Raw genomic sequence first — 11,149 nt, forward strand, 5'->3', positions numbered from 1 at the left:
CGCGGTCGCGGTCGCGTCGCGTCCGCGTGGCGCGTCCGCGTGGCGCGAAAGCGACCCCGTGCGGATCCGTCCGCCGTTCGTGGCGGCACAGCGACAGGTTCCCGGACGACGACGGCGGGTGTCTGTCGCTTTCGCGGAGGCGCCCGTCGAGGGGCGAGGCAGGCCCGGCGAGGAGTGCGGGCGGGCAGACGAACGGCCCGTGGCGGAGTCGCCACGGGCCGTTCGGTTCGCGCTGATCGGCTTCGGGCTGGTCTGCTTCGCGCTGGTCAGCGCAGGACGACGACACCCCGCCCCGTGAAGCGGACGCAGTCCGTCGCGACGTCGGCCTCGCCGAAGCGGTAGAGCTCCTCGCCGGTGGCGCCGGGGACGGGCACCTCGGCCGCGTCGTCGAGGAAGTTCACCACGACGTGCACCGGCCGGGCGTCCGGGCCGAGCAACCCGCGCGTGAGCACGAGCCAGCGCCGGTCCTCGCTGCAGCGCACGGCGTTCGCCTCGTACCGCTGGTCGACGAAGGCCTGGTCGGTCCGCCGCAGGGCGACGAGCACGCGGTAGGCCCGGAGGATCGCCGCACCCCGCTCGGAATCGACGTCCGACCAGTCGAGCTTCGAGTTCGTGAACGTCGTCGGGTCCTGTGGGTCCGGCACGGCCGACTCGTCCCAGCCGTGCTCGGCGAACTCCTTGATGCGACCCTCGGCCGTGGCCTTGCCGAGCTCCGGTTCGGGGTGCGACGTGAAGAACTGCCACGGGGTCGAGGCGGCGAACTCCTCGCCCATGAAGAGCATCGGCGTGAACGGGCCGAGCAGCGTCAGGGCCGCGGCGATCACGAGACCCTCGTCGCTCACGGTCGCCGCGAGACGGTCGCCCGCGGCACGGTTGCCGATCTGGTCGTGGTTCTGGTTCGCGACGACGAGGGCCGTCGTCGGCGAGGTCCCGCGGTCGATCGGTCGCCCGTGCCGCTTCCCCCGGAACGACGACCACGTGCCGTCGTGGAAGAACCCGTGCTCGAGGACCTTCGCCAGCGCCGAGAGCGGTGCGAAGTCGGCGTAGTAGCCGTTCGTCTCGCCCGTCAGCGCGACGTGGACCGCGTGGTGGAAGTCGTCCGACCACTGCCCGGCGAGGCCGTAGCCCGAGGCCTCCTGCGGGCGGAACATGATCGGGTCGTTGAGGTCGGACTCCGCGATGAGCGAGAGCGGCCGCCCGACGAAGGCGGAGTACGCGTCCGTCTCGGAGGCCATCGCCTGCAGCACGTGCGGGCGGGTGGTGTCCCGCAGGGCGTGCACGGCGTCGAGCCGGAGCCCGTCGACGTGGTGGTCGCGGAACCACATCCGGACGTTGTCGAGCACGTACCGACGGACCTCGGGGTGTTCGACGTTCACCGAGTCGCCCCAGGTGTTGCCGAGCCCCTGCAGCAGGTACGGCCCGTACAGCGGCAGGTAGTTGCCGCTCGGCCCGAGGTGGTTGTACACGACGTCCTGGATGACCCCGAGGCCGAGTGCGTGCGCACGGTCGACGAAGCGGTCGTACGCGTCCGGGCCGCCGTACGGGGCGTGCACCGCGAACCAGCCGACGCCGTCGTAGCCCCAGTTCCACTCGCCGTTCACCGCGTTGACGGGCAGGAGCTCGACGAACTCCACGCCGAGCTCGACGAGGTGGTCGAGCTTCGCCGCCGCGGCGTCGAGCGTGCCCTCGGGCGTGTAGGTGCCGACGTGCATCTCGTAGATCACGCCGCCGCGTGCCGGACGCCCGGTCCACGCGTCGTCCGTCCACGAGAACCGTGCGGGGTCGACGACCTCGGACGGGCCGTGCACCCCCTCGGGCTGGAAGCGGCTGCGCGGATCGGGCCGCACCGCGTCGTCGTCGCCGATGCGGAAGCCGTAGCGGGCTCCGACGACGGGGACGATCGCATCGGTCGTCCACCAGTCGTCGGTGCCGCGGGTCAGCGGGTACTCGGTGCCGTCGACCACGAGGCGCACGCGCTCCGGTGTCGGCGCCCAGACGGCGTAGCGGTCGGGTGCGGTCATGCGTGACCCTCCAGGATGTCGATCTCGGCCTGCGCGTCGGACTCACCGGCAGAGCCGGAGCCGCTGTCGGCGGGCGCCCCGCTGTCGGCGTGGGTCTCCGTGCCGTGGTCCGTCGCCTCGGCCACGTGCGCCGGCACGAGCAGTGCGACGGGGTAGTCGGTGAGCAGTTCGGCGAGGGCGATGCCCCGGCCGGCCGGCACGCTGCGGCCGGTGAGGAGGTCCACGCGGTCCTGGGGCACGGCGTGCACGAGGGTGTCGCCCCATCCGCCGACCCGCTCGAGCCCGATCGGCAGGCGCGTCGCGATCGTGACCGCGCCCCCACGGTCGAACGCGATCACGTGGTCCGCCGCGCTGCCGGTCGCCTCGAGCGCGAGGTACCGGGTGAAGAGCTCCGGGTGGTCGCGCCGCACACGGAGCGCACGACTCGTCACCAGGAGCTTCGCCGCACCGTCGAGCCCGACGTCGGGGAGCCGTTCGGGGCCGTCGTCTTCCGGGCCGTCGAGTTCGGCCAGGACGTGCCGACGCTCGGTGTAGTCCACCGGGCGACGGTTGTCCGGGTCGACGAGCGAGCGGTCCCAGAACTCGGTGCCCTGGTAGACGTCCGGCACCCCGGGTGCGGTGAGCTGCACGAGCTTCTGTCCGAGCCCGTTCGACCACCCGGCGGCGTCGATCCGTTCGTCGAGCGCATCGAGCACGGCGACCACGGCCGGGTCGTCGAACGCGGCGTCGACGAGCGCGTGCATGCGGCGTTCGAAGTCCTCGTCCGGAGCCGTCCACGTGGTGCTGTCGCCGGCTTCGCGGGAGGCCTTCTCGGCGTAGGCGTGCAGGCGTTCTCGGCTTGCCGGGCGCGCGCCGACGATCGCCTGCCAGAGCAGGTCGGCCAGCACGGCGTCCTCGAGCGGGGCGAGGGACTGCAGGCGTTCGAGCGTCGACGCCCACTCGTGCCCGAGCTCGGCGAGCACGGCGATGCGCGCGCGGGTGTCCTCGCTGCGCTTGGTGTCGTGCGTCGTGAGGGTCGTCATCGTGTGCGGCCAGCTGCCGAGCCGGTCGCGCTGCGCCTGGTGGAAGGCACGGACCGACACCGAGAACACGCTCGGGTCGCCGCCGACCTCGCTCAGGGACGTCAGGCGGGAGGTCCGGTAGAACGCGGTGTCCTCGACGCCCTTCGCCATCACCATGCCGCTCGTCTGCTGCAGGCGGATCGCCGCGGCGTTCGCGGGGTCGACCAGCGCCGGGGCGATCCGGTCGATGACGTCGTCGAGGTCCGGCCGCGCCGAGGCCGCACCTTCGAGGGCGTCGATGAGGTGGTGCGCGCCCTCGGGCAGGTACGTCCGGTACACGTCGAACGAGGCGACGATCTCGGCGACCGCGTCGACGATCCGCTCGTGGGGGAGCGGTGCGGACGCAGCGCTGCCGGTGCCGGGGCCGAGCAGCCGCGCGAGCCGCTCGACCTCGCTGCCGAGGATGCCGTCCGCGATGCCGCGACGGGTGTCGTGCGTCAACTGCTGCCAGTCGGTCGGCTCGGCCCCGGACGCCGCGGTCAGCGAGTCCTCGCCGGCGGGGTCGATGAACACCCGGTCGAGCACGCCGAGGGCGTCGTAGCCGGTGGTGCCGTCGACCGGCCAGCTCGCGGGGAGTTCCTCGCCCGGCTCGAGGATCTTCTCGACGAGCGTGTAGGCGCCGTCGGTGAGCGCCGCGAGTTCCTGCAGGTAGCCGGCGGGGTCGTACAGCCCGTCGGGGTGGTCGATGCGGAGTCCGTCGACGAGGCCGTCGCGGAACCACGCGCCGATCGTGCCGTGGGAGGCCGCGAAGACCTCGGGTTCCTCGACCCGGATCGCCGCGAGCGTGTTCACCGCGAAGAAGCGCCGGTAGTTCAGCTCGTGGTCGGCGCGCTTCCAGTGGACGAACTCGTAGTGCTGCCGGGCGTGGACGTCGGCCACCGAGTCGCCGTCGTGCACCGTGCCCGGGGCGGTCGGGTAGGCCGTGTCGCCCAGGTACAGCGTGCCGTCACGGAGTTCGACCGCGTCGAGCAGTCGATCGTCGAGCACCGGGACGCGGAGCTTGCCGTCCCCGGCGTCCCAGTCGACGTCGAAGGCCCAGGCGACGGTGGACCCCTGGCCGTGCTCGAGCAGGGACCACCACCACGGGTTCACCTCGGGCGTGGCCACACCGACGTGGTTCGGTACGACGTCCACCAGGACGCCGAGACCGACGGCGTGGGCGGCGTCGGCGAGCGCTCGGAGCGCCTCGTCACCGCCCCGCTCGGTGTCGACGTGGCCGTGGTCGACGACGTCGTAGCCGTGCTGGGACCCGGGCTCGGCCTGCAGCACCGGGGAGAGGTAGAGCCAGTCCGCGCCGAGGTCGCGCACGTAGTCGACGACGTCGCGTGCGGCCGACAGGTCGAAGTCCGGCGTGACCTGCAGCCGGTACGTCGAGGTCGGGACGCGCCGGGCGGTCACTGCTGGCCGCCGCTCGTGGCGGAGGGAGCCGTGGCACCGGCGGGGTTCACCGGTGTGACGGCGTCCTGCGGTGCCGCCGTGGCCGGTCGTGATGAGTCGGTGTCCACCGGGGTCACCGTGACCTCGTGGTCGGGCTCGGCCCGCAGCACGATCATCGAGCGTGCCGGGACGTCGAGCGGCGTGCCGGCGTCGAGGACCTCGTCACGCGCACCCGGTTCGGCGGTGTCGATCCGCACCGTCCAGCCCGGCGAGTACTCCTCGGGGGGAAGCGTGAACGTCACGGTGTCGTCGTGCGCGTTGAAGTACGTGATGAAGGCGACGTCGGTGACACGCTCGCCGCGGGAGTCGCGCCCGCGGATCCCGTTGCCGTTCAGGTACATGCCGACGCTCTTGCCGAAGCCGGAGTCCCAGTCCTCGGGTTCCATGGCGTCGCCGGAGGGCGTGAGCCACACGACGTCCGGCAGCGGCTCGTCCTGACCGCGGCGGACCGGACGCCCGTTGAAGTACCGCGTGCGGCGGAACGTCGGGTGGTCGTGCCGGAGCTTCACGACGTCGGCCGTGAACTGGATGAGGTCGTCGTCGGCGGCGTCCCAGTCGATCCAGCTCAGCGCGGAGTCCTGGGCGTACACGTTGTTGTTGCCGGACTGCGTGCGTCCGAGCTCGTCACCGTGGGCGATCATCGGGACACCCTGGCTGAGCAGCAGCGTCGCGAGGAAGTTCCGTCGGCGCTGCAGCCGCAGGGCGTTGATCGACTCGTCGTCGGTCGGACCCTCGGCGCCGGAGTTCCACGACCGGTTGTGGCTCTCGCCGTCGTTGTTGTGCTCGCCGTTGGCCTCGTTGTGCTTCTCGTTGTAGGCGACGAGGTCGTACAGCGTGAAGCCGTCGTGCGCCGTGATGAAGTTGATGCTCGCCTTGGGCGTGCGGCCGTCGTGCTCGTACAGGTCGGCCGAGCCGGAGATCCGCGAGGCGAACTCGCCGAGGGTGGACGGCTCTCCCCGCCAGAAGTCGCGGACGGTGTCGCGGTACTTGCCGTTCCACTCGGACCACTGCGGCGGGAAGTTGCCGACCTGGTAGCCACCGGGGCCGACGTCCCACGGCTCGGCGATCAGCTTCACCTGGGACACGATCGGGTCCTGCTGGACCAGTTCGAAGAACGCCGCCAGCCGGTCCACCTCGTAGAACTCACGCGCCAGGGCGGCCGCGAGGTCGAAGCGGAAGCCGTCGACGTGCATCTCGGTGACCCAGTACCGCAGCGAGTCCATGATGAGCTGCAGCGAGTGCGGGTGTCCGACGTTGAGCGAGTTGCCCGTGCCCGTGGTGTCCATGTAGTACCGCTTGTCGTCCTCGACGAGGCGGTAGTAGGCGGCGTTGTCGATCCCGCGGAAGGACAGCGTCGGTCCGAGGTGGTTCCCCTCGGCCGTGTGGTTGTACACCACGTCGAGGACGACCTCGATGCCGGCACGGTGCAGTTCGCGGACCATCGCCTTGAACTCCTGCACCTGCTGTCCGTGGTCACCCGAGGACGAGTAGTGCGAGTGCGGCGCGAAGAACCCGATCGTGTTGTAGCCCCAGTAGTTCGACAGCCCCTTGTCCTGCAGGGTCGAGTCGTTGACGAACTGGTGCACGGGCATGAGTTCGAGCGTGGTGACGCCGAGCCGCTGCAGGTGCGCGATCACGGCCGGGTGCGCGACCCCCGCGTACGTCCCGCGCTGTTCCTCGGGCACGTCGGGGTGCGTCTCGGTGAGGCCCTTGACGTGTGCCTCGTAGATCACCGTCTCGCCGTAGGGGATCCGAGGAGCCCGGTCGCCCTGCCAGTCGAAGAACGGGTTGATGACGACGCCCTTCATCATGTGCGGCGCCGAGTCCTGGTCGTCGGTCGAGTCCGGGTCGCCGAACGTGTACGAGAAGAGCGCCTGGTCCCAGTCGATGTCCCCGCTGGTCGCCTTGGCGTACGGGTCGAGGAGCAGCTTGTTCGCGTTGGCGCGGAGCCCCTTCTCGGGGGCGTACTCGCCGTGCACCCGGAAGCCGTACTGCTGCCCGGGGCCGACGTTCGGGAGGTAGGCGTGCCAGACGTACGCATCGACCTCGACGAGGTCGATGCGCTGTTCGTTCCCGTCGTCGTCGAAGAGACAGAGTTCCACGCGTTCGGCGACCTCGCTGAAGAGGGCGAAGTTCGTGCCGCTCCCGTCGTAGGTCGCCCCGAGCGGGTACGGGTTGCCGGGCCAGGTGTGCAAACGGTCCTCCAGGTGTGGGTCCCGCCAACATATCGGCGGGAGCCGACCGCGTCCGCAGACAAGCTCCGGCCGTGGACGGATGCGCGGGCAGCTCTGCCTGTGGAGGAACGGGCGAGTAGCGTCGCGCGCATGGCCAACATCGTCACGCAGATCGCAGAGAAGGTACGCCCCGTCGGCGTGTCCACGAACTACGGGGAGCCGGTCGAGGTCGGCGACCAGACCCTCATCCCGGTGTCCCTCGGCTGGTTCGGCTTCGGTGGGGGCGGGGACGGCGACGACAACGGTGGCGGGGGCGGCGGTGCCGTCTCCATCCCGATCGGCGCCTACGTCCGACGCCCCGGCAAGGACCTCGAGTTCGAGCCGAACCTGATCTCCCTCCTCGCGGTGAGCGTCCCGGTCATCTGGGTGACCGGCACCGTCCTGCGCAAGCTGGTCCGCGTCCTGAAGAAGTGACCCACTGACGGACCTGGAGGCGCGGTGCGGGCCCGCCCCGCGCCTCCAGGACGTCCTGTGGTCGCGATCCGTCACCGGGTCGCGACCACGTCTACAATGGCGGGACACACACGGGAGTCCGGGATCGCCGGGCTGAGAGGGAGCGAGTGGCGCTCCGACCGTCGAACCTGATCCGGATCATGCCGGCGCAGGGAGGAGTCCAGGGCCATGTCCACGAGCACGCACACTGCTGTTCCGTCCACCCCCGTCAGGCGCTCGCTGCGCTGGCGGGTCGTCGACATCGTCGTGGCGAGCGTGCTCGCCGTCGCGATCGGTGTCGTCTTCAAGCTCTGGGAGTTCGGCTACGAGCCGATCAGCGCCGTCGCCGCGCTCGTGCTCCCCGGCACGCAGGCGCTCTTCGGCGGGGTGTGGCTGCTCGCCGGGCCCGTCGTCGCGATCATCGTCCGGAAGCCCGGAGCGGCCCTCTACGCCGAGATGGTGGCCGCCTCGGTCGAGGCGCTCCTCGGCACGCAGTGGGGCTGGCTGACGCTCGAGGCCGGCCTCGTGCAGGGCCTCGGAGCCGAGCTGGTGCTCGCACTCTTCCTGTACCGCGTCTACCGCCTGCCGGTGGTCGTGCTCGCCGGTGCCGCGGCCGGTCTGGCGCTCGGACTGAACGACACGGTCCTCTGGTACCCCGGACTCGACCTGGCGTTCAAGGTCGTCTACGTCGTCTCGGCCATCGTCTCCGGTGCGCTGATCGCGGGCGTCGGCTCGTGGTTCCTCGTCCGAGCGCTCGCCGCGACCGGCGTCCTGTCGTCGTTCGCGGCGGGCCGTGAGCACTCCAGACGCGGTCCTCGCACCGTCGCGTGACCGTGCCAGCCGCGCGGGTCACCTTCTCCGACTGGGGCTGGCGGTACGCGGAACGTGACGCCTGGGCCGTCCGGGGCGTCGACCTGACCGTCGAGCCGGGGGAGCGGGTCGCGATCGTCGGCCCCTCGGGCGCCGGTAAGTCGACGCTGTTGCGGGCGGTCGCGGGCGTGCTCCCGGACGAGCCGGACGCCACCGACGACACCGCGGCCTCCGTCCAGGGCTCGGTCCTCGTCGACGGTGCCGAACCGCGCGCGGCCCGCGGGCGCGTCGGCCTCGTCATGCAGGACCCCGAGGCGCACACGGTGATGTCCCGCGTCGGCGACGACGTGGCGTTCGGCTGCGAGAACGCCGGCGTCCCACGGGACGAGATCTGGCAGCGCGTCCGGTCGGCCCTCGACGTCGTCGGGCTCGACCTGCCGCTCGACCGGTCCACCACGATGCTCTCCGGCGGGCAGCGGCAGCGGTTGGCGCTCGCGGGCGTGCTCGCCATGCGCCCGGGTGCCCTCGTGCTCGACGAGCCCTGCGCGAACCTCGACCCCTCCGGCGTGGTGCAGGTGCACGACGCCGTGCGGGCGCTGCTCGATGAGACCGGGTGTTCACTACTCGTCGTCGAGCACCGCATCGGGACCTGGCTGGACCTGGTCGACCGACTCGTGCTGCTGGAGCCGGCCGGGGGTGTCGTCGCGGACGGTGCGCCTGCGGACGTGCTCGCCGAACACGGTCCGGCGTTGACCGCCGCCGGCGTCTGGGTGCCCGGGTCCGAGCCCGAGCGGGGTTCGGCGCGTCGGGGCACCCGCACGTCTCCGCGAGCGGGCGAAATGCACGGGGTTGCGGGCGAGGGACCGGACGGAATCCGCCCGCTCGGCGCCGCGGGACCGCGAGTGGGCGGAATGCGCGGGGCCGACAACGGGGGACCGCACGCGTTCCGCCCGCTCGGCGATCGGGACCCGGTGCTGCTCGCGGCGCGGGGGCTCGGGACCGCCCGGGGCAGGCGGCAGCCGGTCGGGAGCGGGATCGACCTCGACGTCCGGGCCGGACGGGTCCTCGCGGTCACCGGGCCGAACGGCATCGGCAAGTCGACGCTCGGCCTCACGCTCGCCGGGCTCCTGCACCCCGCCGCAGGGTCGCTCCGCGCGGGCACGGCACTCGCCGACGGCATCGGTGACGCCCCCGCCGCGTGGACGAGCAGGCAGCTGGCCGGTCGGATCGGCACGGTCTTCCAGGACCCCGAGCACCAGTTCGTCGCCCGCACCGTGCGCGAGGAGCTGGCCGTCGGCCCCCGCGCCCTCGGAGCGGCGGACGTCGACGCCCGGGTCGACGAACTCCTCGGCGCGTTCGGCCTCGCGCACCTCGCCGACGCCAACCCCTTCACGCTGTCCGGCGGTGAGCAGCGGCGGTTGGCGATCGGGACGGTCATCGCCTCCCGGCCGCCCGTCGTCGTGCTCGACGAGCCGACCTCCGGTCAGGACCGGGCGACCTGGCAGGCCGTGGTGGACCGGCTCGGCGAACTCGCCGACTCCGGCACCGCGATCGTCGCCGTGACGCACGACCGTGACCTCGTCCGCGCGCTCGACGCGGACGAGATCGTGCTCGGCGCGACAGGCGCGACAGGCGCGACAGGCGCGACGGGGGCGACGACCGTCGGGCTGGCCGCCGACCTGCGCGACCCGGCCACGGAGGTGCAACCGTGACCGCGCACCAGGCCGCGGCCGGTCTGCCCGGACGAGCCGCGCCTCCTGGACCACCCGACCGCACCACGCGTGCACGCGGCGTCCGCGGCGTCCAGCCGGTGGCCTCGCTGCTGGGCGTCCTCGCACTCGGCGTGTGCCTCGTGCTGAGCCTCGACGTCGTGTCCGCGGCGGTCGCGCTCGGTCTCGAACTCCTACTCCTGCCGCTCCTGCGGATCCCGCCCCGCACCCTGCTGCTGCGGACCTCGCCGGTCCTGGTCGCGGTGCCGCTGACCGCGCTGAGCATCGCGTTGTACGGGCGGCCGTCCGGTCGGTCCTGGTTCGACCTCGGGTTCGCGCACGTCACCGACGGGTCGCTCGCACTCGCGCTCGCGACGGCGCTCCGTGTCCTGGCGATCGGGCTGCCGGCGGTGGCGTTGTTCGTGCGGGTGGACCCGACCGACCTCGCGGACGGGCTCGCGCAGCTCCTGCGGCTGCCGGCACGGTTCGTGCTCGGGGCGCTCGCGGCGATCCGGATGATGACGCTCCTCGGGGACGACTGGCGACAGCTCGGTATGGCTCGTCGGGCCCGCGGCGTCGCGGACACCGGACGGCTGCGGCGCGGCGCGTCGATGGCGTTCGCGCTGCTCGTGCTGGCGCTGCGGCGGGCGACGACGCTGGCGGTGGCGATGGAGTCGCGGGGGTTCGGCGCTCCCGGGCGGCGGACGTGGGCGCGGAGTGTGCGGTTCGCGGGGCCGGAGTGGGCGATGGTCGGCGTGCTCGTCGGGATCGGCGTCGTGTCCATCGCGGTGGCAGTGGGTGCGGGGACGTGGCGTGCCTGAGGTGGAACCCGACGTGGGTGGCGCGCGCGGCGCGGACGGTACGGCCGGTCCCGACGACTCGCTCGTCGAGGGCCTCGCCGCTGCGGCCGCCGGGGTCGCGACCGCCTCCGGCACGCGCCTCGTCGTGCTCGTCGACGGCAGGTCGGGCACGGGCAAGACGACGCTCGGCGACTCCCTGGCGGAGCGACTCGGCGCGCAGGTCGTCCACCTCGACGACGTCTACCCGGGATGGGACGGGTTGCAGGCCGCCGCGGAGGCCGTGGTGACCGACGTCCTCGGGGAACGCTCCGGCTACCGACGGTGGGACTGGGCGACCTCGCGCCCGGCGGAGTGGGCCGCCGTCGACCCCGGGCAGCCGATCGTGGTCGAGGGGTGCGGTGCGCTGTCCCGGGACTCGGCGCCGCTCGCGTCGTTGCGGGTGTGGCTCGAGGCCGACGACGACACCCGGTGGGAGCGGGCGATCGGACGTGACGGCGAGTCCTTCGCGCGGGAGTGGGACCGGTGGGCGGCGCAGGAGGCGGCGTTCATCGCTGCCGAGCGGCCGACGGAGCTGGCGGACGTGGTGCTGCAGACGTAGGGCGCTCCGCGTGCTGGGCGGCGCGCGCGGGGCGTGCGGCGCGGCGC

General features: G+C 72.6%; 8 protein-coding genes and 1 riboswitch. Of the genes, 5 read left to right on the forward strand and 3 right to left on the reverse strand.

The features are described 5' to 3' along the window. Positions 1–266 precede the first annotated feature (266 nt). The 3 genes from treZ to glgX are packed head-to-tail and all read right to left on the reverse strand — an operon-like array spanning position 267 to position 6,714. Entirely contained in the window at positions 267–2,021 is a 1,755-nt protein-coding gene (treZ, locus tag HWD93_RS14040) for a malto-oligosyltrehalose trehalohydrolase (RefSeq protein WP_261647147.1), read from the reverse strand. Further along, positions 2,018–4,480, reverse strand: coding sequence for a malto-oligosyltrehalose synthase (treY, locus tag HWD93_RS14045; protein WP_261647148.1), 2,463 nt, complete (start codon positions 4,478–4,480; stop codon positions 2,018–2,020). The genes treZ and treY overlap by 4 nt, the downstream gene beginning before the upstream one ends. After that, positions 4,477–6,714, reverse strand: a complete 2,238-nt coding sequence (gene glgX / locus HWD93_RS14050) for a glycogen debranching protein GlgX (protein WP_261647149.1) — start codon at positions 6,712–6,714, stop codon at positions 4,477–4,479. The genes treY and glgX overlap by 4 nt, the downstream gene beginning before the upstream one ends. A gap of 129 nt (positions 6,715–6,843) precedes the next feature. Here glgX and HWD93_RS14055 point away from each other — a divergent pair, with 129 nt between their 5' ends. The 5 genes from HWD93_RS14055 (at position 6,844) to HWD93_RS14075 (ending at position 11,102) form a co-directional block, all read left to right on the forward strand. Then, positions 6,844–7,167, forward strand: a complete 324-nt coding sequence (locus tag HWD93_RS14055) for a hypothetical protein (protein ID WP_070416624.1) — start codon at positions 6,844–6,846, stop codon at positions 7,165–7,167. A gap of 101 nt (positions 7,168–7,268) precedes the next feature. After that, a riboswitch (TPP riboswitch) is annotated at positions 7,269–7,378 on the forward strand. Beyond that, positions 7,375–8,016: an ECF transporter S component gene (locus HWD93_RS14060; RefSeq protein WP_070416623.1), complete on the forward strand. Its 642-nt coding sequence runs from the start codon at positions 7,375–7,377 to the stop codon at positions 8,014–8,016. (Overlaps the previous riboswitch by 4 nt.) Further along, positions 8,013–9,707, forward strand: coding sequence for an ABC transporter ATP-binding protein (locus tag HWD93_RS14065; protein WP_261647150.1), 1,695 nt, complete (start codon positions 8,013–8,015; stop codon positions 9,705–9,707). Before HWD93_RS14060 ends, HWD93_RS14065 begins: the two co-directional genes overlap by 4 nt. Further along, on the forward strand, positions 9,704–10,525 hold the full coding sequence (locus HWD93_RS14070; RefSeq protein ID WP_261647151.1) for an energy-coupling factor transporter transmembrane component T: 822 nt from the start codon (positions 9,704–9,706) through the stop codon (positions 10,523–10,525). Before HWD93_RS14065 ends, HWD93_RS14070 begins: the two co-directional genes overlap by 4 nt. 1 nt (position 10,526) lies before the next feature. After that, positions 10,527–11,102, forward strand: a complete 576-nt coding sequence (locus HWD93_RS14075; protein WP_261647152.1) for an AAA family ATPase — start codon at positions 10,527–10,529, stop codon at positions 11,100–11,102. Positions 11,103–11,149 lie beyond the last annotated feature (47 nt).

This window comes from Curtobacterium sp. C2H10, assembly GCF_025407985.1.
Taxonomy (GTDB): domain Bacteria; phylum Actinomycetota; class Actinomycetes; order Actinomycetales; family Microbacteriaceae; genus Curtobacterium.

Excerpts from the sequence above, each read along its gene's own strand:
- HWD93_RS14055 (WP_070416624.1), top strand. The coding sequence starts at position 6,844 with ATGGCCAACATCGTCACGCAGATCGCAGAGAAGGTACGCCCCGTCGGC.
- treZ (WP_261647147.1), bottom strand. The coding sequence starts at position 2,021 with ATGACCGCACCCGACCGCTACGCCGTCTGGGCGCCGACACCGGAGCGC.
- HWD93_RS14060 (WP_070416623.1), top strand. The coding sequence starts at position 7,375 with ATGTCCACGAGCACGCACACTGCTGTTCCGTCCACCCCCGTCAGGCGC.